Source organism: Methylophaga sp. UBA2689, from assembly GCA_002354555.1.
Lineage (GTDB): Bacteria > Pseudomonadota > Gammaproteobacteria > Nitrosococcales > Methylophagaceae > Methylophaga.
The window spans coordinates 87,100-107,581 of record DELT01000031.1 but is presented as its reverse complement, the minus strand read 5'-3'; the positions used below and the strand labels follow the sequence as shown (position 1 = coordinate 107,581).

Genomic DNA, 20,482 nt, shown 5'->3' with positions numbered 1-20,482 from the left:
CGTGAACATGGTCATGGTGACAAACGACTCAAATACCCAATGAAAAAAGTCGATGGCAAATGGCAGCGTGTGTCATGGGAACAAGCCATTGATGAAATCGGCACGCAGATGCTGAACATTCGCGAAACATCTGGTCCGGACTCAGTTTACTGGCTGGGGTCAGCAAAATTCAGCAATGAACAGGCTTATCTGTTCCGCAAGTTTGCCGCGTTCTGGGGCACCAACAACGTCGATCATCAGGCGCGGATCTGTCATTCCACCACAGTTGCCGGTGTTGCAAACACCTGGGGCTACGGGGCAATGACCAATTCCTACAACGATATTCATAATTCCAAAGCGATTTTCATTATCGGTGCCAATCCGGCCGAAGCCCATCCTGTTTCACTACAGCATATTTTCCGCGGTAAAGAACGTGGTGCACCGGTTATTGTTGTTGATCCGCGCTTCAGTCGTACAGCTGCCCACGCCGATCAATTTATTCGTATTCGTAGCGGTTCTGATATCCCGTTTGTCTGGGGCATGCTCTGGCATATTTTTGAGAATGGCTGGGAAGATAAAAGCTTTATCGAACAGCGCGTTTACGGAATGGACGAAATCCGTAAGGAAGTCGCTAACTGGCCACCTGCAGAAGTTGAAAAAGTCAGCGGAGCCAAAGAAGCCGATGTTTATCAGGCGGCTAAAACTATGGCTGAACATCGTCCCGGCACTGTGATCTGGTGCATGGGTATAACTCAGCATACCGTTGGTAACAGCAATACCCGTGCTTTATGTATCCTGCAACTGGCGCTCGGTAATATGGGTGTATCCGGTGGCGGAACCAATATTTTCCGTGGTCACGACAATGTTCAGGGAGCCACTGATTTTGGTGTGGTTTCCAATAGTCTTCCCGGTTATTACGGACTGGCTGAAGGAGCCTGGCAGCATTGGGCTCGTGTCTGGGATGTTGAGCTGGACTGGCTGAAACAAAAATTTGATCAAAGTAAATACGAAGAAATCGATGGCACGGCGGTTTCACCGATGTACACCAACGGTATTACTGTTTCTCGCTGGATCGATGGTGTGTTGGAAGACAAAGATAGCATCGACCAGAATGATGCCATTAAAGCCATGGTTTTATGGGGACACGCTCCCAACAGTCAGACCCGTGGCCCGGAAATGAAACAAGCCATGGAAAAACTGGATCTGCTGGTGGTGGTCGATCCTTATCCTACCGTTTCAGCAGTAATGAACGATCGCACTGACGGCGTATATCTGTTGCCGGCTGCTACACAATTTGAGACTTATGGTTCACTGACATCATCGAACCGTTCAGTGCAATGGCGTTTCCAGATTATCAAACCATTGTTTGAATCTTTGCCTGATCACACGATCATGTATAAATTCGCCAAAAAATTCGGTTTTGAAAAAGAGCTTTGCAACCAGATTACCGTGAATGGTGAAGAACCATTAATTGAAGATATTACCCGTGAATACAACAGGGGCATGTGGGCGGTGGGTTACACCGGCCAATCACCAGAGCGCCTCAAACTGCAATCGGAAAATCTGCATACCTTCAACACCACCACTTTGAAAGCTGAGGGGGGGCCATGTGATGGTGAGATTTACGGTCTGCCATGGCCATGCTGGGGTCCACCGGAAATGAAGCATCCGGGTAGTCATATTCTGTATGACAACTCGACACCGGTGGCAGAGGGCGGTGGTCCATTCCGTGCCCGTTTCGGTGTGGAACGCGATGGCGTTAATCTGCTATCTGAAGAAGGTTCCAGCACCGTTGGCGCTGAACTCACGGATGGTTATCCTGAATTTACCGACTTAATGCTTAAAGAATTGGGCTGGTGGGATGATCTGACCGAGGAAGAAAAAGCTGAAGCCGAAGGGCGGAACTGGAAAACGGATTTATCAGGCGGTATTCAACGTGTAGCGATCAAGCATGGCTGCGCTCCATATGGTAATGCCAAAGCCCGAGCTATCGTCTGGCAGTTCCCGGATCCAGTGCCTATTCATCGTGAACCGCTCTATACAACACGTCGTGATTTGGTGGAGAAATATCCAACCTACGAAGATCGTCGCAGCTTCTATCGTCTGCCGACACGCTACGGTTCAATTCAAGCGACAGATTTCAGTAAAGACTTCCCACTGATTATGACCAGTGGCCGTTTGGTGGAATATGAAGGGGGTGGTGAAGAAACCCGCTCCAATCCATGGCTGGCTGAATTGCAGCAGGATATGTTTATCGAAATCAACCCGGCTGATGCGAACAATGCAGGTATTAAAAATGGTGAACAGGTTTGGGTCGATGGACCTGAAGGTGGCACCATAAAAGTAATGGCCATGGTGACTGAACGTGTTGAACGGGGTGTTGTGTTTATGCCGTTCCATTTTGGTGGACATTACCAGGGTAAAGATTTGATTGATAAGTATCCTGAAGGCACTGTGCCACATGTTCGAGGTGAATCTTGTAACACCGTATTCACTTATGGTTATGACTCCGTAACGGCGATGCAGGAAACCAAAGTTTCTCTGTGTCGTATCCGTGCTGCCTAGATTAAGGGGATTGCTAAATGGCTCGAATGAAGTTTTTGTGTGATGCCGAGCGTTGTATTGAATGCAATGCCTGTGTCACTGCCTGTAAAAATGAACATGAAGTACCCTGGGGAATTAATCGTCGTCGTGTAGTCACCATTGACGATGGTATTCCAGGTGAAAAATCTATCTCAGTTGCCTGCATGCATTGTACCGATGCACCTTGTCAGGCTGTCTGTCCTGTTGATTGTTTTTACACCACCGATGATGGTGTGGTTTTGCATGACAAAGATATCTGCATCGGTTGTGGTTACTGCTTTTATGCCTGTCCGTTTGGCGCGCCGCAATATCCACAGGAAGGTGCCTTTGGCGCACGTGGCAAAATGGACAAATGTACTTTCTGTGCTGGCGGCCCTGAAGAAGATAACTCGGCTGAAGAAGTTGAAAAATATGGCCGTAACCGTCTGGCCGAGGGTAAATTACCATTGTGTGCTGAGATGTGTTCTACCAAAGCATTAATTGCCGGTGATGGTGATATCGTTGCTGATTTGTTCCGCAGCCGCGTGGTTCGTCGTGGTGGTCGTCCGGATAACTGGGGTTGGGCAACAGCCTACAAGGATTAATCATGAGACTGCTTGTTTTAATGCTTGGCGCCTTTCTGCTGACTGCTTGTTACGAAGATACTGATGTAACCATGCATAAAGCTGGCGTGTATAAAGGTAGTGAAGACAATCATGCTCTATCAGCAGATGAACGCGCAGAAGTACTGAAGCAGCGTTTCAACAGCGTACAAACGGATCGCTAACGGAGAAGGCATGTCTGCAACTGCTGCTATGAATAATCGTAAAAAAACATCGCTTTGGGCGATGTTGATCATTGTATTGGCAATTCTGATATTGCCGTTAACCGGCTATCTGTATGTCAATATGACTGAGCAGCCAGCAGTAGATGAGCAGACCAATCCCCGTTCTGATACCTGGCGACAGGTGCGTGAAAACCAAGAAGGTTATAGCGCTGTTAAAGGTCAGGAAACCAATGAACTGATCCAGGGTGCCGGTCAAAACTGGCGTCAGCTGCGTAATGGCCCGATTGCTACTTATGGTGCATGGTTGCTCAGTGGTGTGCTGGTTATTCTCGCTGCGTTTTATTTTTGGCGAGGCGAGATTAAATTAACCCATCCCCGTACCGGTAATACCGTCCAACGCTGGACGTTGAACGAGCGTCGTCTGCATTGGACGACAGCCACATTATTTATCCTGCTGGCAATTACTGGGCTCAGCCTTTTGTATGGACGTTTGGCCTTGATTCCGCTATTGGGATATCCGGGGTTTTCGGCCTATGCCACTGCAGCCAAATGGATACATAATGTTCTTGGCCCGGTGTTTATGGTGGCTTTGTTTATTATCCTCATCAAATGGTTCAAAAATAATTTGTTTACCAAGGTTGATATCGAATGGTTTAAAGCCTTCGGCGGTATGGTAGGAGACAAGCATCCTTCTGCAGGCAAGTTCAATGGTGGTGAAAAAGCCTGGTTCTGGACGTTGGCAACAGCAGGCGTGGCATTGTGTTTTTCAGGGCTGGTGCTGGATTTCCCTAATTTTGGACAGGAACGTGAAGTCATCATTGGCGCCCATCTGATTCATATTCTGACCGCGATGTTACTGATGGCATTTTCGCTGGGCCATATCTATATCGGCACCATCGGAACCGAAGGCGCTCTGGAAGGCATGACCACCGGTCATGTTGATGTTGCCTGGGCCGAACAGCATCACGATCTTTGGTTAAAAGAAGTCGAGCAAGAGCAGCAAAATACACGTCAGTAATTTGCGCAAATCAGATACCTGTTATCAGCCAATCCGCAAAAACGGGTTGGCTGTTGTTTTTTTGAAGCCATAGACAAAATATCTTCATGATCCATATTGGATCAATTTTCCTGCTAGCAGCGCACGAGAAACGTGCCGGTTCAGGCATTGTGCATTTATTTAGTGCGTTTTTGAACTCTCGCAAAAGCTCCCAATCTTATCTTTAAACAAAAGCTTGATTTCGCTTTGATTTTTGCTTGTCATCAGGCTTCACATCAGCAGTTAGCCATGATAGTTTTGACTGGATTTTTATTATAAAAAGCCAATGCAGGCTACGAAGTGAGAGAGGCAGTTAATGACCGAGCAAACCATCAATGCTCAAGCAACTGGAAAAAAGACCAAGCGATCACGTATTACCAGTAAAGGTAGACAGATTGAGCCAAAAGCATTGGCAGAAGTGCGTGAATTACTCGGTAATGCATCCAGACAAAAAGATTTACTGATAGAGCATCTACATAAAATCCAGGATTTCTACAAACATATCTCAGCAGCACATTTAGTCGCGCTGGCGTATGAAATGAAACTGTCTCGTGCTGAAGTCTATGAGGTCGCCACTTTCTACCATCATTTTGATGTGATTAAAGAAGGTGACGCGGTTCCTGCCGATTTAACCGTTCGCGTCTGTGATTCAATGAGTTGTGAAATGGCCGGAGCTGAAGGCCTGATTGATTCTCTTGAAACCGCCATGGGCGAAAAAGTCCGGGTTCAGCGGGTTCCCTGTATCGGTCGCTGTGATAAAGCACCTGTTGCTGTTGTAGGTATGCATCCGGTGGAATTTGCCGATGTGCAAAAAGTTGATGCGTTGGTTGAACAGGGCGTCACTGAACCGGAAACCATTGAACCAATTTTGTTTGAACAATATGTAGCAAACGGTGGTTATTCTATATATCAACAGTGTATGGCCGGCCAGCATGATGTCGATAAAGTACTCGACATGATGGATGACTCAGGCCTGCGTGGCTTGGGCGGCGCTGGTTTCCCGGTCGGTCGTAAATGGCGAATTGTTCGTGATCAACCTGCCCCGAGATTAATGGCCGTCAATATCGATGAAGGCGAGCCGGGTACGTTTAAAGACAAATATTATCTGGATCGCGATCCACACTGTTTTCTGGAAGGCATGCTGATTGCCGCCTGGGCAGTGGACATCAATGAAATTTATATTTATCTGCGTGATGAATATGCCGCTATCCGTGTGATGCTGGAACAGGAGCTTGCTAAACTGCGGTCGCACCCTCCGGTAACCAACCTGCCAACGATTCATTTACGACGTGGAGCCGGTGCCTATATTTGCGGCGAAGAGTCAGCGATGATTGAATCCATTGAGGGTAAACGTGGTATGCCTCGCTTGCGTCCACCGTTTGTTGCTCAAGTCGGGTTATTCGGTCGGCCGACGCTGGAACATAATATGGAATCGCTTTATTGGGTTCGCGATATTCTTGAAAAAGGCCCCGAATGTTTTACCGATCATGGACGTCATGGTCGTAAGGGCCTGCGTTCATTTTCTGTCAGCGGCCGTGTCAATAATCCGGGCGTGCATCTGGCACCCGCAGGTATCACGATGCGGGAACTGATTGATGAATATTGTGGCGGTATGATTCAAGGTCATGAGTTTTATGGCTATTTCCCCGGCGGTGCGTCAGGCGGAATTTTGCCTGCGTCGTTAGGTGATGTGCCTCTGGATTTTGACACCCTGCATGAACATGGCAGTTTTATCGGCTCGGCTGCAGTGATTGTGTTTTCCAATAAAGACAGAGCACGCGATTTGGCTGTCAATGCAATGCGTTTCTTTGAGGACGAGTCCTGTGGCCAATGTACGCCTTGTCGTGTCGGCACCGCCAAAGCGGTCAACTTAATGAAACAGTCTAAATGGGACGAACCATTGCTCGAAGAGTTGTCTCAAGTAATGGTAGATGCGTCGATTTGTGGTCTGGGGCAGGCTGCTCCAAATCCGCTGCGTAGCGTCGTCAAGTATTTCCCTGAGGAGTTGAAATAATGGCCACTCAATTACAAGACAGCGTAGAAATAGTCGAATTTACGCTTAACGGCCAGAAAATCAGTGCCCGTGCCGATGAAACAATTTTAAAAATTGCCGAGCGCGAAGGCATTGAAATCCCGCATTTATGTTATTCCGAGCGTGAAGGACAGGATGGAAACTGCCGGTCATGCATGGTGGAAGTTGAAGGTGAGCGTGTTCTAGCGCCTTCATGCTGCCGTTATCCCGGCAATGATATGAAAGTGCAGACCAATAGCGAACGTGCTTTGCATTCGCAAAAAATGGTACTGGAACTGCTCAAATCTGATGTTTCCGAAAAGCCGCATACGCTGCATTCCGAACTCGATTACTGGGCAGGTAAACTTGAAATCAGTACACCACGATTTCAGCCCCGCAAATCAGTAGCGCCTGATCTTTCGCATCCCGGTATTGCCGTTAATATGGATGCCTGTATCCAATGTACCCGTTGTGTTCGTGCCTGTCGTGATGAACAGAATAACGATGTCATTGGTCTGGCAATGCGCGGTAGTCATACCGAAATTGTCTTTGATCTTGATGACCCGATGGGTGAAAGCACCTGTGTTGCCTGTGGTGAATGTGTTCAGGCCTGTCCAACCGGTGCATTGATGCCTGCCAATGAAGTAGGCATGGTTGAACCGGATCGTCAGGTTGAATCGGTTTGTCCGTATTGTGGTGTGGGTTGTCAGCTTACCTACAATATTAAAGACGATAAAATTCTGTACGTTGAAGGCCGTGATGGCCCGGCGAACCATGGTCGTTTATGTGTGAAAGGCCGTTATGGGTTTGACTATGTACATCATCCGCATCGCCTGACCAAACCGCTTATCCGCCGTGAAGGTGCACCGAAAAACGGTGAATTTACGATGGAACCAAACGATATCGACAAAATCTTCCGTGAAGCTACCTGGGAAGAAGCGTTGGATATGGCTGCTCAGGGTTTTATGAAGATCCGTGATCAAAAAGGCCCCAATGCATTAGCCGGTTTCGGCAGTGCCAAAGGTAGTAACGAAGAAGCGTATCTGTTTCAGAAACTGGTTCGTACCGGTTTTAAAACCAACAATGTCGATCACTGTACTCGTCTTTGCCATGCCTCATCTGTTGTGGCCTTGCTTGAATGTCTTGGCTCCGGTGCGGTATCCAACCCGGTTGCCGATGTTGATAAAGCTGATGTGATTGTGTTGATTGGTGCGAATCCGACGGTGAATCATCCGGTAGGTGCAACGTGGATGAAAAATGCGTTGCGTTCCGGGACCAAATTGATTCTGCTGGATCCACGAACCACTGAACTTTCCCGTGAGGCGACGCATCATCTGGCCTTTAAGCCGGGCAGTGACGTGCCGATGCTCAATGCCATCATGCATGTCATTGTCGAAGAAAATCTGGTCGATCAAAACTTTGTTGCCGAGCGTACGCAAGGCTTCGAAGATATGAAAAAACACCTACAGAAATACACGCCGGAATTGATGGAACCGATTTGTGGCATTCCTGCACAAACCTTAAGAGAAGTCGCGCGGCTTTATGCGAAAGCAGATGCAGCGATGATTCTTTGGGGCATGGGCGTTTCGCAACATGTTCATGGTACTGATAATGCCCGTTGCCTGATTTCACTGGCATTAATGACGGGTCAGATCGGGCGTCCGGGTACCGGCCTGCATCCATTGCGTGGACAGAATAATGTTCAGGGTGCATCAGATATGGGGCTTATTCCAATGCGTCTGCCGGATTATTACAAAGTCACTGACGATGATGCCCGGCATAATCTGGAACAATTATGGGGCTCCGAGATTGATTCAAAACCGGGGCTTACCGTTGTGGAAATCATGGATGCGATTCATGCGGGTAATTTGAACGGTCTGTATATCATGGGTGAAAACCCGGCGATGTCCGATCCGGATGCCAATCATGCCCGTGAAGCTCTGTCTGAGCTTGATATTATGGTGGTACAGGATATCTTCCTGACCGAAACTGCTTATCTGGCGGATGTTATTTTGCCTGCGTCAGGCTTTCCGGAAAAAACCGGTACTTTCACTAACACGGATCGTCTGGTGCAAATGGGACGCAAAGCCATTCCAATGCCGGGAGATGCCCGTCAGGATTTATGGATCATTCAGCAGATCGCCCAGCGAATGGGGCTGGACTGGCATTACGATGGACCCAAAGAAGTGTTTGACGAAATTCGTAAAGCGGTTCCTTCCATGGGTGGGATTACCTGGGAACGTCTCGAACGTGAACACGGTGTGGTTTATCCATGTGAACAGGAGGGTGATCCAGGTGAACCGATTATTTTCACAGATAGTTTTCCGACAACTGATGGTCGTGGTCTGTTTGTTCCAGCGGATATTGTTGAACCGGATGAACGTCCTGACGAAGAATATCCGTACATTCTAATTACTGGCCGTATGCTGGAACATTGGCATACCGGTTCAATGACCCGTCGTTCCAATGTACTCGATGCACTGGAACCTGAAGCCGTGGCCACCATTCATCCACTCACACTGGATGAAATGAATGTCAGACCGGGTGAGATGGTGACCTTATCCACTCGTCGCGGTGCAGTGTCCGTAGTGGCAAGGGTTGATGAAGCGGTGCCAACCGGAGCGATATTTATGGCCTTCTGTTATTACGAGGCGGCGGTAAACAAACTCTCAAACGCAGCTTTGGATCCGGCGGCCAAAATTCCGGAGTTCAAGTATTGCGCGGTGAAAGTCACACCGGGTGGGGAACCCTTGAAGTTTCATAGCTATGGTGGTGGTCAAGCCGTAAATAAACTTAGGCAGTGATTGAGGGTAGGTTCACAAAAGGGCATGTTTTCATGCCCTTTTTTATGTCATAAGCTCGCATTCTTGCTAAGATAGCGGCGAATAATCTCTTGACGCAACAGGTCAAAAAAAATAAATGAAAATCCTCATAAGTAACGACGACGGCTACATGGCAAAGGGTATCCGTACGCTGGCACGCTCGCTTGCCGGTCTGGGGGAAATCACGGTGGTTGCGCCAGACCGTAACCGCAGTGGTGCCAGCAACTCCCTGACATTGGAAAATCCCCTACGGCTGGACCGGATGGAAGATGGTGTTTATCGCGTAGAAGGTACACCCACTGACTGTGTACATCTGGCCATTACCGGTTTACTGGAAGATGAACCCGACATGGTGGTTTCAGGCATTAATGCAGGAGCCAATCTTGGTGATGATGTGCTGTATTCAGGCACCGTGGCTGCCGCGATGGAAGGGCGCTTTCTGGGATTGCCGGCGATTGCTATTTCATTGGCGAGCTTCGAAGGAAAACACTACGAAACAGCTGGCTGGGTGGCCCAACAGTTAGTCGAAAGACTTAAATCGGTAGCATTACCTGCTGATACTATTCTCAATGTGAATGTGCCAGATCTGCCAATAGAAGAAATTATTGGTTTTGAAAGTACCCGTCTTGGTCATCGGCATAAAGCAGAGCCCGTGATTAAAGAATTTGATCCGCGTGGTCGACCACTGTATTGGATAGGACCTGCCGGAGCTGAGCAGGATGCAGGTCCGGGCACCGATTTTGATGCGATTCGTCGTGGTGCGGTATCGGTGACACCGTTGCAAATTGATTTAACCCGATACGATGCGATTGATGGCGTCTCAAGATGGTTGGAAAGCACTTTGCCATGATCGCCGATCCACGTGGAATAGGGATGACCTCGCAAAGGACTCGGGATCGACTGATCCAGCGTCTGCAGGAGCGTGGTATCCAGAATATTCAACTGTTAACAGTAATGCGGCAGTGCCCCCGACATTTATTTGTCGACGAGGCGTTAGCCAGCAGAGCATATGAAGATACGGCACTGCCAATAGGCCTGGGCCAGACCATTTCGCAACCCTACATTGTGGCGCGAATGACCGAAATTCTGCTGCAGGGTGGACCCAGGAATAAGGTATTGGAAATCGGTACCGGCTCTGGCTATCAGACGGCAGTGCTTTCTGCATTAGTTCCAAGAGTCTTCAGTGTTGAGCGCATTGCGCCATTACTCAAGCAGGCCAGAGAACGTTTTTATCTCTTAAAGCTTAATAATATTCGCCTCAAACACAGTGATGGTAATTGGGGCTGGCCGGAAAATGGTCCCTATGACGGTATTATCGTCACCTGTGGTGCAGAACACATACCGCCCACCTTGTTGGAGCAGCTTGCGCCCGGTGGACGATTGGTAATTCCAGTCGGTGGCAGCAAGGGACAGATCCTGAAAGTGATTGATCGGGTGGGTGGTAAATTTGAAGAAACGGAATGGGATGCCGTCAGTTTTGTCCCGCTTTTAACTGGACAGATTGGATGAAATTATTTTCAGGGCTTTACGCAAAAGTCATGCAATGGGCAAGGCATAAACATGCCACCTATTGGCTGGCATTAGTCAGCTTTTCTGAATCATCTTTTTTCCTGATACCACCCGATGTGATGCTGGCACCAATGTCGCTGGCCAGACCTGATAAAGCCTGGTTTTATGCTGGCTTAACTACAATAGCTTCCGTATTAGGCGGTTTACTGGGGTATTTGATTGGCCTGTTTGCCCTGCAAATGGTTGAGCCCTGGATTATTCAATTTGGCTATACTGAAGCCTATGAAACAGCTCAACAATGGTTTGCTGAGTACGGTTTCTGGGCAATCTTTTTAGCTGGCTTTACACCAATCCCGTACAAGATATTTACCATTGCTTCCGGTGCGGTGGGGATGTTGTTATTACCGTTTATTCTGGGTTCGTTGATTGGTCGTGGTATGCGATTTTTCCTGGTCGCTGGTTTAATGAAATGGGGCGGTCAACCGTTTGAAGAAAAATTACATCTGTGGGTGGATCGACTAGGCTGGATAACGGTCGGTCTGTTGCTTCTGGCTTATCTGATATTTGTCTGATATGAAACGGCTGTTCATTGTGCTAATGCTTACGTTAACTGCTTGCAGCGGTAACAATGCATTAGCGCCGATCGGCAGGGAAGATTCGGGTAGATATCAGCAACGTCCTTCCCCGGCACCAGCGCCAAACAGCTATACCGTCAGAAAAGGCGATACGCTGTATTCAATCAGCTTCCGCTATGGCATGGACTATCGTGATGTTGCACGTATCAACGGCATCCGCCCGCCTTATACAATTTATGTCGGACAAAAAATCAAATTCGATGGTAAGTCGGTCACCACCGCTTCCACCACCCGTCCGGGGACTGTAAAACCAAGTCCTAGCCGGCCTTCATCACCTTCGGTCACGCGGCCCTCAACCACCGCCCAACCGTCACGGCCATCTACCGCCACGCAGACACCCCAGGCGAAACCCTCCACGCCTAAGCCTTCGTCATCACCAGCGCTGACCTCAGGCAATGAAAGTCTTATCTGGCGTTGGCCGACTGAAGGCAGAGTGGTGTCCACGTTTTCAGAATCTGCCGCTGGCCGCAAAGGCATAAATATTCTCGGCAAACCCGGGCAGCCTATTCTGGCAGCTGCAGACGGCAAGGTGGTCTACAGCGGTGATGGCTTGCCGCGCTATGGTAATTTGCTGATCATCAAACATAATGATGTCTATCTAAGCGCCTATGCCCACAATGATACGTTGCTGGTCAAAGAGGGCGATACGGTGAAAAGTGGTCAGCGCATTGCCACACTGGGTCGGTCCGGCACCCAGGTCGAACAATTGCATTTCGAAATCCGCCGTAACGGCAAACCTGTCGATCCAATCCGCTTTCTGCCTAAACAATAAGCGGCATTATCCGTTACAATAACGGGTTTGCTGCGGCAGCTTTATCAACTAATTTCAATGAGGTACTAGCGTGGAACTCGGCGCGACGATGCAACGAATTAAAACTCTCCGTGATCGCAGTGACGATCTCAGGGGGTATCTTTGACTTCGATACCAAGGCAGAACGCCTAGTTGAAGTCACCCGTGAGCTGGAAGATCCCAATGTCTGGAATAATCCGGAAAACGCTCAGAAACTGGGGCAGGAACGCTCTAGCCTCGAGCGCATTGTCAAAACTCTGTCTTCACACAGTGAAGTGCTGGATGACGCCAAAGACTTGCTCGAACTCGCTGTAGAAGAAAACGACGAAGACACCTTCAATGCAGTGAATGCCGATTTGGATGCATTGGAAAAAGGTTTGGAAAAACTCGAATTTCAGCGCATGTTCTCCGGCAAACTGGATCACAATAGCGCTTATCTGGATATTCAATCCGGTTCGGGCGGTACTGAAGCACAGGATTGGGCCAATATCATCTTGCGTATGTATTTACGCTGGGGTGAAGCTCAGGATTACAAAGTCACCTTGATGGAAGTCTCTGCAGGTGACGTTGCTGGTGTGAAAAGTGCGACCATCCGTTTTGAAGGTGAATATGCCTTTGGCATGTTACGTACCGAAACTGGTGTACACCGCTTGGTACGTAAATCGCCATTTGATTCCGGTGCCCGTCGTCATACCTCATTTGCCTCGGTGTTTGTCTATCCCGAAGTCGATGACACCATCGAAATCGACATTAATCCGTCTGATTTACGTATTGATACCTACCGCTCAAGTGGTGCGGGTGGTCAGCACGTCAACACTACCGACTCAGCGGTACGTATTACTCACGTACCGACCAACACCGTGGTGCAATGTCAGATGGAACGCTCACAACATAAAAACCGTGACCAGGCGATGAGCCAGTTACGCGCCAAACTGTATGAGCTGGAATTACAAAAGCAAAACGAAGTCAAACAAGCCGCCGAAGAATCCAAATCGGATATCGGCTGGGGCAGTCAAATCCGCTCCTATGTACTCGATCAATCACGCATCAAAGATTTACGTACCGGTGTCGAAACCGGAAACACGCAGGCTGTTCTGGATGGCGATCTGGATCAATTCATTGAAGCCTCACTCAAATCAGGTTTATAAGCGAATCCAACATGACCCAAGAAACAGAATTTGACGAAAACCGACTGATTGCCCAACGTCGTGAAAAACTGGCGACCATTCGTGAGCAAGGCAATGCCTTCCCCAATGACTTCCGTCGTAATGTGATGAACGGCGAGTTACAAACCGAATATGCCGAGTGGGATGTGGATCAGCTTAAGGAAAAACCACTTCGCGTAGCGATTGCCGGTCGAATGATGACCAAACGGGTGATGGGTAAAGCCAGCTTTGCCACCGTGCGTGATATGTCCGGTGATATTCAGCTCTATGTAGCGCGTGATGAATTGCCTGAAGGTGTCTATCCTCAATTCAAAACCTGGGATAACGGTGACATCATCGCTGCCGAAGGTACCTTATTCCGTACCCAAAAGGGCGAGTTGTCGATACATGTTGAAACCATCAAATTACTGACCAAATCACTGCGTCCATTACCGGAAAAATTCCACGGCCTGTCCGATATGGAAACACGCTATCGCCAGCGTTACGTCGATCTGATCATGAACGAAGCCAGCCGTGAAACCTTCCGGATTCGCACCAAAGTCATTGATGGCGTGCGTCGTTATCTGATGGACAAAGACTACCTCGAAGTCGAAACGCCAATGATGCAAGCCATTCCCGGCGGTGCCACAGCCAGACCGTTCACCACGTATCACAATGCTTTGGATATGGACCTGTTCCTGCGTATCGCACCGGAACTGTATCTGAAACGACTGATTGTCGGCGGCTTTGAACGCGTGTTTGAAATCAACCGTAATTTCCGTAACGAAGGACTGTCGACTCGCCATAATCCAGAATTCACCATGGTTGAGTTTTATCAGGCCTATGCCGATTTTAATGATCTGATGGATCTCACCGAAGATATGCTGCGTACCGTGACCCAGAATGTATTGGGCAGCAGCCAGGTACATTACCAAGGTCTGGATATTGATTTTGCCCAGCCGTTTGATCGCATGACCGTCAAAGATTCCATCCTGCATTTCAACCCGGATCTGAAAGCCGAACAACTCGACACAATCGAAGCCGCCAGAGAAGTCGCTCAAGGTTTGGGCATTCCGCTTAAAGACAGCTATGGCCTTGGCAAAGTACAAATCGAAATCTTCGAAAAAACCGTCGAGCATCAACTGATGCAACCGACCTTTATTACCGCCTACCCAACCGAAGTTTCACCATTAGCAAGACGCAGTGATAACGACCCGTTTGTCACCGACCGCTTTGAATTCTTCGTTGGTGGCCGTGAAATCGCCAATGGCTTCTCGGAATTAAATGACGCCGAAGATCAAGCCGAACGTTTCAAAGCCCAAGTCGCCGAAAAAGATGCCGGCGATATCGAAGCCATGCACTACGACGCCGACTATATCCGGGCTTTGGAATACGGTATGCCGCCAACAGCAGGCGAGGGGATTGGCATTGATCGGTTGGTGATGTTGTTGACTGATTCACCGTCAATTAGAGATGTGTTGCTGTTTCCGCATATGCGGCCTGAGTAATTAACAAGCTTACAGGGTGCTCAATGGGCTTTTTACTCCATGAGCACCTTGTTTGAGTAGATGAGTATAAATCTCAGTTGTTTTCACATCGGCATGTCCTAATTGCTGTTGAACCGTGCGAATATCTGCACCGGATTGCAGCAAGTGTGTTGCGAAGGAGTGACGAAGCGTGTGACTTCCAACTTGTTTTTCAATTCCTGCTTTTTGGCTGGCAGTTCGTAATATCTTGTTTACATTTGTTTCATCAAAATGATGGCCTCTTTCAACTCCGGCGCCAGTGTCACTAGACGATGTTTAAAACCTTTGCCATTCCAAACTTGTATTTGAAAATTATCAAGATCAACATCCTTTACTCTCAACCGAACCAACTCCATTCGGCGCAGGCCAGAGCCGTAGAGAATTGATGCCATTAATAAATGTACACTTTCCAGTTGTGACAACAAAGCGGATACCTCTTCACGAGTCAGTACTGTTGTCAGTTTCCGTTGTCTGGATGAACGTTTGAAATCGCCGATTTGATTTAGAGGTTTCTCCAGCACTTTGTTGTAGAGGAATACTAATGCATTAAGTGCAATTCCCTGTGTTGCAGCCGCCACGTTACGTTGAACAGCAAGATGCGTTAGAAATGCCTCCACCTCATTGTCACCCATTTCGCTAGGATGTTTTTTCTTATTGAAAACTATGAAATACTTTATCCAATAAAGGTACGAGTCAATGGTTCTGCGGCTATATCGCCGAACTAACATAAATTCACTAATGGAATTGAGAAATGGTGATGATGACATGGAAATGACCTCCTCCTTGAAGTTCTGGAAATACGCAGCCAACCATGGCTATGCCAGAAAATTAATCGTGAATCATTTACGATTAATTAATTCAGTAAAATCTTACCTGAAAAAAAGTAGATATTTCAATAGCTTATTTGGTGTGAGATTTGTTCATTATATTTATGATCCATTCACGTTAATAATTATTATGAGGTCGCAGACCTCATTAACAGACTGGTTTTAGGCCGTACGCATTGGGGGCTTAGTAAATGACAAGATTTCGTGGCGGGTGCTTATGCAAAGCCGTTCGTTACGAGACAACGGCTGATCCATTGAATCAGAGAGTGTGTCACTGCAGCGAATGTCAGAAGGCTATCGGGGCTGCTTTTAACGCCTGTGTGTTACTGCGTATTGATGACGTGTCTATCACTGGCCCAATTATGACCTTTTATTCTTCAGAAACCCTTGAACGAGGTTCTTGCTCTCGTTGCGGTTCAAGTATATTTTCCCGCCGTGCTTCTGCGGGAGTCATTGGTCTGACGGTTGGCAGCCTAGATGAACCGTCACTTTTCGAGCCAGATATGCACTTTTGGGTCTCTTCAAAACAACCGTGGCTAAAGATCGCAGATAGTCTTCCCCAGTATCCAGAAGGTCCGCCATCTAAAGGTTATTGAGTCAATGAGTCGCAATGAAGGTTGGCCTAACAATGCCATGAAATTCACTCCCTACGGTCGCCGGACGCTCGCAAGCTCGCGCCGTTTATGGCAGCGTTATGTGCATGCAAGTTCTGACAAATGTTTTACAGATCACGAAAGTAAACCTAACAATTAGGCAAAGGAGTTGTTGATGAAGTTCATGTTATTTCCGAGTTACGTTTTGGTGGTATTACTTATTTATGGTAATACAGTGTTTGCAGACACACTTTCTTATCGGGACAAGGCAGACCAATGTATTGAGCACGGATACAAACTCTGTTGGCGCTTTTGTCTTGCGGCCGCTAAGCAACAAGAGGCAGGTAAAACGGCTAAGCTTGGAGAGCAGTGTGATGCTGAACACAACAAAAAATTTACGAATACACCCTATCAATCGAAAGCCGATCCAGATTATCTTCCTTCAGGTTCGTGGTGGTTTGGTAATGATGTTGTAGGCATATATCGACATAATGCTGGCAGGGCTAGACATATCATTGACGCACCATCACATCCGAAATGGAAAGAAAAATGTGCAAGTACAGCGCGTATTGAGCCATCAATGATCAAGTCACTGATGGAAAACGGAAAAACGTTACAAAAAGGAATGAAAGTTCATTTGAGCAAAATACAAGTTAAGGCAATATCCAGTAATCGGTTTGAATGCAAGGCGGTGAAGGTTGAGGTGCTTGATTAACCATGAAATGGACTGATTTTGATAAATCAATGAGTAAATCAATGGGGTCAGAGTGTTTGATTTGCCTCCGAATTAAAAGGCCGCCCGCTAATAATTATTATGAGTGGGCGACCTCATTAACACGCTTTTATATGTGCGAGTAAACATGTCCGATAAGTGTAAGTGCATGAAACCACCTTTTTTCTATTTGGATTTCGATTCCATAGACGTTGGTGAGGATGGTCTTGGCGAAATTACAATCGATACTTGTAAGCATTGTGGAACCAAGTGGATAAAATACTTAATTGAGGAGCCGCAACATACAAAATCAGGGCGTTGGTGGCGGGCTCTAATAGGTAAGAATGAAGAAAATAAAATCTCAGTCAATACATCCAAATCGTACATCGAAAATCAAGGTTGGTGCTTCATTGGAGGAAGTTATTTCGATGGAGAGGTTTACAAAAAAGAAAGACCTATATGCATTCATTAAAAACACATAACAAAAATATCAAAAACTGTCCGCAAAAAAGCGTGCTACGACGCCTGAAAAGTGGCGCTTTTTATCTTGGCGTTAGAGGGTAACCATGAATAAAGTTATTGCCACACTGATTCTGTGTTTACTAACGAAATTTGCTATAGCAAGTGACTTCGTGGGAAAGTGGCAAGTATATAAGGTCGATATGCCAGAAACCTATTATGGTGAGATTAAATATCCGAAGTATTTCGAGATAACCGAAAATGAAGGAGAGGTTTCTGGTTACTATAAAGATCAATTTGATTTTGAGAGCCAGTTTTCGCTCTCAGAGATGGTAAATAATGGGAATGAGCTGCTGCTAATGAATTCTGGCACCACCAAGTCCGAACAAGCTTGGGCTCCTTTGCATAAAGTAAAATATATCAACGGAGAACTTGTTGGCTCCGTCGTAACTTACGGTCAAGTCTTTGTCTGGCAAGCCTCACAGGTCGATAGCCTGCCTTTAACAATACCTTCAAATTGACCGGTTTTCGTCGGCGTTATATGGAAGACGAATGAATAAAGCACAGTAAGAGAACAAAAGGGTCAGAGTCAATTGAAAATTAATTAAAAGTGAATTTTAATTAGTAAAAAACAACTTCGTTCATAAGGATTTGAACATGGCCAGACGACCTAGTCTGGATCTTCCTGGATATCTTCAACACGTCATCATTCGTGGAAATAACCGACAGGTTATTTTTGTAGCAGAAGATGATTATCTTTTTTACCTAGAGCTACTTTCTGAAGCGGTATCGAAATATCGCTGTAGTATTCACGCATGGGTATTGATGACAAATCATGTTCATTTATTGATGATACCAACAGAAGAGGGTGCGATTGGTAAGGTTATCCAAAGCGTTGGACGTCGATATGTACAGTATTTTAATTATTGTTATAAACGTACTGCTACTTTGTGGGAAGGCCGTTATAAATCCACTATTGTAGATACGGAACGTTACGCTTTAACTTGTTATCGATATATAGAGATGAATCCGATACGTGCTGGTATGCATGCTTATCCAGAAGATTATCGATGGTCTAGCTATCAATATAATGCTCTGGGATTGGATGATAATTTAGTTACACCACACCCTGCATATTTATGCATTGGCCGATGATGCACCAGCCAGACGAATACGCTATCGTGAATTATTTACTGAGGCTGTTGATCAAAAATTGACTGACCAGATCCGGTTTAGTACTAATAAAGGATGGATCCTTGGTAATGCGAAGTTCAAAGATGAAGTCGGGGAGTTACTGAACACGCGAGTAGAACCACTAAAACGAGGCGGGGATCGGCGTTCGTACAATTTCAGAGAAAAACGAAAGATTTAATTTAATTATCAATTGACTCTGATCCTTTTGATTAAAAAGCTAAATCAAATTGGCTGGCCTCTTGATCAATAATGAGTATCGCGTGTTTTAAAAACACGCATTAATTAACCACCAATCGTCATAGATATAGTTTCAAGGATGAAAACAATTATGCAAAACGTAAATGCGAGGCTTGCTGGAATAATTGCGATTATTTATGCCATCACTTTCATGGGTGGCATTTTTGTTCACTATCTTATCTCAGATAATTTATACACTTTGCAATACAGTCTTAGCTTACCTAAAACATGGATAGCGTTTTTCACTTCGTTAATCATTGGCTGGGGTCTGATTAACTTATATAGATGGTCATGGTGGCTAGGCTTAGCCGCTTGTATATATCAACTATTTGGTATCAGTTCTAGTGCATTGAAAATCTCATCGAGTGAGGCAACCCTGCCCACGATGATGATTATTTTTATTGTGCTTTTTATCGCTTTCCTGACTTTATTGTTGCTTCCTTCTGTTCGACGTCAATTTTTTAACTAATTAAAGGAATTTGGTAATTAGCCATAATCAATGAATCTAATCAATCGGGTCAGAGCGTTTGATTTTACTCTACTCTAAGCCACTTATTAGCCACTATTATTTCAGCCAATGAAGTGTCGTTGTGTGAGATCTTTTAACGCCAGCCGAAACCGCTCAAGCATTATTTAGGAAGGGTGTTTATTTGCAATCGTGTCATGTTAATCTTGAATTAGATAATATTGTCACTAGGCATTGCTATGAATCGAATAAACCCAGCTAAGCTACATAACAGTAAATGGACCGCGGTGTAAAAATCAAGGGGTCAGCCAACTTGATTTGGTTTGGTTCTGAGCCACTCTTCGAGGAGAGGCTCTTGGAGATGAAAACTTTAGATATTTGGGGTCAGAGTAAAAATATCTAAAATTTGAAGCCCTGGGGCAGTAACAAAGGGAGTTTTTACTCTGACCCAAATTATTGCTCTTGAATGTGTTAATTCGGCATAGGGGATATGGATTTTTTCTTCAATATCATTAAACAAATCTGACTAACTAAGGGGGGATCGTATGTATACAATAATTAGAAAATCACTTTCATTTATCACTATATTTTTAGCTGCTTTGCTTTCACGCCAGGGAATTGCACAAGACATTCTTGTAAAAGATAAAATTGAAAACTTCTCTATCATGGGGATATCATTGAATACCACCCCCTCAGAGCTAGACAGCTTGATCTCCCAGCATCCTTTGCAATTTAGTTGTAGAGTTGAGCAAGGCGGCTTTCAATTTAACCAGAAGAACTATGCAGAAGTGTATAGAAAATGCAAGGGGAAAGGGGAAAAGGTCGAACTTACTATCACTCATTCTGATGGCCGCATTTCACAAATCAACCTCACAATTCAAAGTCAAAAAAATTATCATGAAGCGATTCTGAACGACATCAAATTAATCAACAAGGAACTGCTTGCAGCGGGAAAAGTACATCAACAAAGCTTTCCTAAAGATTCAGATAAGGATGCGTTTTTTTATCAGAACTCTGAAATGGCAGCCGGAATGAGTGACACAAAATTAGCTTTAAGGGCTCCAGCAACATGTGTTAAGCAAGAGTCCACATTCGTTGGTCTTTCGGCACAATTCATGATCATGCCCGGTTTGAATAATGCGGGTGTAACAGTTAGTAACGGTAGATCTCATTTGTGTTGAGCGGGTCAAGG

General features: G+C 46.2%; 19 protein-coding genes and 1 pseudogene. 19 read left to right on the top strand and 1 reads right to left on the bottom strand.

Annotated features, from left to right (window positions below):
- The 12 genes from B3M51_RS03230 to lysS all read left to right on the top strand — a co-directional run.
- A partial coding sequence (locus B3M51_RS03230) for a formate dehydrogenase subunit alpha (RefSeq protein ID WP_292756794.1) occupies window positions 1-2,544 on the top strand: 2,544 nt, incomplete at its 5' end.
- A 17-nt stretch (window positions 2,545-2,561) separates the two neighbouring features.
- The gene (fdh3B, locus tag B3M51_RS03225; RefSeq protein WP_292353481.1) at window positions 2,562-3,146 is read left to right on the top strand and encodes a formate dehydrogenase FDH3 subunit beta; all 585 of its coding nucleotides are present in this window, start codon (window positions 2,562-2,564) and stop codon (window positions 3,144-3,146) included.
- A 2-nt stretch (window positions 3,147-3,148) separates the two neighbouring features.
- Window positions 3,149-3,328, top strand: coding sequence for a hypothetical protein (locus tag B3M51_RS03220; protein WP_292756792.1), 180 nt, complete (start codon window positions 3,149-3,151; stop codon window positions 3,326-3,328).
- A gap of 10 nt (window positions 3,329-3,338) precedes the next feature.
- A complete protein-coding gene (locus tag B3M51_RS03215) occupies window positions 3,339-4,346 on the top strand; it encodes a formate dehydrogenase subunit gamma (RefSeq protein WP_292756790.1) in 1,008 nt (335 codons plus the stop codon).
- Window positions 4,347-4,680: 334 nt separating this feature from the next.
- A complete protein-coding gene (locus tag B3M51_RS03210) occupies window positions 4,681-6,378 on the top strand; it encodes an NAD(P)H-dependent oxidoreductase subunit E (protein WP_292756789.1) in 1,698 nt (565 codons plus the stop codon).
- Window positions 6,378-9,179 carry a formate dehydrogenase subunit alpha gene (fdhF, locus tag B3M51_RS03205; RefSeq protein WP_292756787.1) on the top strand — a complete coding sequence of 934 codons (2,802 nt, stop codon included), beginning with the start codon at window positions 6,378-6,380 and terminating at the stop codon, window positions 9,177-9,179. The genes B3M51_RS03210 and fdhF overlap by 1 nt, the downstream gene beginning before the upstream one ends.
- Window positions 9,180-9,294: 115 nt before the next feature.
- Entirely contained in the window at window positions 9,295-10,047 is a 753-nt protein-coding gene (gene surE, locus B3M51_RS03200; RefSeq protein WP_292480255.1) for a 5'/3'-nucleotidase SurE, read from the top strand.
- Window positions 10,044-10,706 (top strand): protein-L-isoaspartate(D-aspartate) O-methyltransferase, encoded by a 663-nt coding sequence (locus B3M51_RS03195; protein ID WP_292400600.1) that lies wholly within the window; start codon window positions 10,044-10,046, stop codon window positions 10,704-10,706. The genes surE and B3M51_RS03195 overlap by 4 nt, the downstream gene beginning before the upstream one ends.
- Entirely contained in the window at window positions 10,703-11,278 is a 576-nt protein-coding gene (locus B3M51_RS03190) for a YqaA family protein (RefSeq protein WP_292756785.1), read from the top strand. The genes B3M51_RS03195 and B3M51_RS03190 overlap by 4 nt, the downstream gene beginning before the upstream one ends.
- A gap of 1 nt (window position 11,279) precedes the next feature.
- Window positions 11,280-12,113 (top strand): peptidoglycan DD-metalloendopeptidase family protein, encoded by an 834-nt coding sequence (locus B3M51_RS03185; protein ID WP_292756783.1) that lies wholly within the window; start codon window positions 11,280-11,282, stop codon window positions 12,111-12,113.
- Between the two features lie 88 nt (window positions 12,114-12,201).
- Window positions 12,202-13,279, top strand: a protein-coding gene (prfB, locus tag B3M51_RS03180; protein ID WP_292756781.1) for a peptide chain release factor 2 whose coding sequence is annotated in 2 segments (ribosomal slippage) — window positions 12,202-12,255 and window positions 12,257-13,279 — 1,077 coding nt in all. Because the reading frame shifts where the segments join, the coding sequence is not laid out codon by codon here.
- Between the two features lie 11 nt (window positions 13,280-13,290).
- Entirely contained in the window at window positions 13,291-14,784 is a 1,494-nt protein-coding gene (gene lysS / locus B3M51_RS03175; protein ID WP_292756779.1) for a lysine--tRNA ligase, read from the top strand.
- A 9-nt stretch (window positions 14,785-14,793) separates the two neighbouring features.
- On the opposite strand, the pseudogene B3M51_RS03170 reads toward lysS, so the two are convergent.
- Window positions 14,794-15,530 (bottom strand): annotated as a pseudogene (locus B3M51_RS03170) (tyrosine-type recombinase/integrase).
- 290 nt (window positions 15,531-15,820) lie between these two features.
- Between B3M51_RS03170 and B3M51_RS14435 the strand changes: the two are divergent.
- The 7 genes from B3M51_RS14435 to B3M51_RS03140 all read left to right on the top strand — a co-directional run bounded on the left by B3M51_RS14435 (window position 15,821) and on the right by B3M51_RS03140 (window position 20,471).
- A complete protein-coding gene (locus B3M51_RS14435) occupies window positions 15,821-16,225 on the top strand; it encodes a GFA family protein (protein WP_366945460.1) in 405 nt (134 codons plus the stop codon).
- A gap of 172 nt (window positions 16,226-16,397) precedes the next feature.
- Window positions 16,398-16,937, top strand: a complete 540-nt coding sequence (locus B3M51_RS03165) for a hypothetical protein (RefSeq protein WP_292756777.1) — start codon at window positions 16,398-16,400, stop codon at window positions 16,935-16,937.
- Between the two features lie 166 nt (window positions 16,938-17,103).
- On the top strand, window positions 17,104-17,406 hold the full coding sequence (locus B3M51_RS03160) for a hypothetical protein (RefSeq protein WP_292756775.1): 303 nt from the start codon (window positions 17,104-17,106) through the stop codon (window positions 17,404-17,406).
- A 94-nt stretch (window positions 17,407-17,500) separates the two neighbouring features.
- Window positions 17,501-17,914, top strand: coding sequence for a hypothetical protein (locus B3M51_RS03155; protein ID WP_292756773.1), 414 nt, complete (start codon window positions 17,501-17,503; stop codon window positions 17,912-17,914).
- 136 nt (window positions 17,915-18,050) lie between these two features.
- On the top strand, window positions 18,051-18,548 hold the full coding sequence (locus B3M51_RS03150; protein WP_292756771.1) for a transposase: 498 nt from the start codon (window positions 18,051-18,053) through the stop codon (window positions 18,546-18,548).
- A gap of 367 nt (window positions 18,549-18,915) precedes the next feature.
- Complete coding sequence (locus tag B3M51_RS03145; protein ID WP_292756769.1) at window positions 18,916-19,293, top strand: hypothetical protein; 378 nt, start codon at window positions 18,916-18,918, stop codon at window positions 19,291-19,293.
- 542 nt (window positions 19,294-19,835) lie between these two features.
- A complete protein-coding gene (locus B3M51_RS03140) occupies window positions 19,836-20,471 on the top strand; it encodes a hypothetical protein (protein ID WP_292756767.1) in 636 nt (211 codons plus the stop codon).
- Window positions 20,472-20,482: the final 11 nt, after the last annotated feature.

Coding starts and splice junctions, on each gene's coding strand:
- fdh3B (WP_292353481.1), top strand. CDS start 2,562: ATGGCTCGAATGAAGTTTTTGTGTGATGCCGAGCGTTGTATTGAATGC.
- B3M51_RS03220 (WP_292756792.1), top strand. CDS start 3,149: ATGAGACTGCTTGTTTTAATGCTTGGCGCCTTTCTGCTGACTGCTTGT.
- B3M51_RS03215 (WP_292756790.1), top strand. CDS start 3,339: ATGTCTGCAACTGCTGCTATGAATAATCGTAAAAAAACATCGCTTTGG.
- B3M51_RS03210 (WP_292756789.1), top strand. CDS start 4,681: ATGACCGAGCAAACCATCAATGCTCAAGCAACTGGAAAAAAGACCAAG.
- fdhF (WP_292756787.1), top strand. CDS start 6,378: ATGGCCACTCAATTACAAGACAGCGTAGAAATAGTCGAATTTACGCTT.
- surE (WP_292480255.1), top strand. CDS start 9,295: ATGAAAATCCTCATAAGTAACGACGACGGCTACATGGCAAAGGGTATC.
- B3M51_RS03195 (WP_292400600.1), top strand. CDS start 10,044: ATGATCGCCGATCCACGTGGAATAGGGATGACCTCGCAAAGGACTCGG.
- B3M51_RS03190 (WP_292756785.1), top strand. CDS start 10,703: ATGAAATTATTTTCAGGGCTTTACGCAAAAGTCATGCAATGGGCAAGG.
- B3M51_RS03185 (WP_292756783.1), top strand. CDS start 11,280: ATGAAACGGCTGTTCATTGTGCTAATGCTTACGTTAACTGCTTGCAGC.
- lysS (WP_292756779.1), top strand. CDS start 13,291: ATGACCCAAGAAACAGAATTTGACGAAAACCGACTGATTGCCCAACGT.
- B3M51_RS14435 (WP_366945460.1), top strand. CDS start 15,821: ATGACAAGATTTCGTGGCGGGTGCTTATGCAAAGCCGTTCGTTACGAG.
- B3M51_RS03165 (WP_292756777.1), top strand. CDS start 16,398: ATGAAGTTCATGTTATTTCCGAGTTACGTTTTGGTGGTATTACTTATT.
- B3M51_RS03160 (WP_292756775.1), top strand. CDS start 17,104: ATGAAACCACCTTTTTTCTATTTGGATTTCGATTCCATAGACGTTGGT.
- B3M51_RS03155 (WP_292756773.1), top strand. CDS start 17,501: ATGAATAAAGTTATTGCCACACTGATTCTGTGTTTACTAACGAAATTT.
- B3M51_RS03150 (WP_292756771.1), top strand. CDS start 18,051: ATGGCCAGACGACCTAGTCTGGATCTTCCTGGATATCTTCAACACGTC.
- B3M51_RS03145 (WP_292756769.1), top strand. CDS start 18,916: ATGCAAAACGTAAATGCGAGGCTTGCTGGAATAATTGCGATTATTTAT.
- B3M51_RS03140 (WP_292756767.1), top strand. CDS start 19,836: ATGTATACAATAATTAGAAAATCACTTTCATTTATCACTATATTTTTA.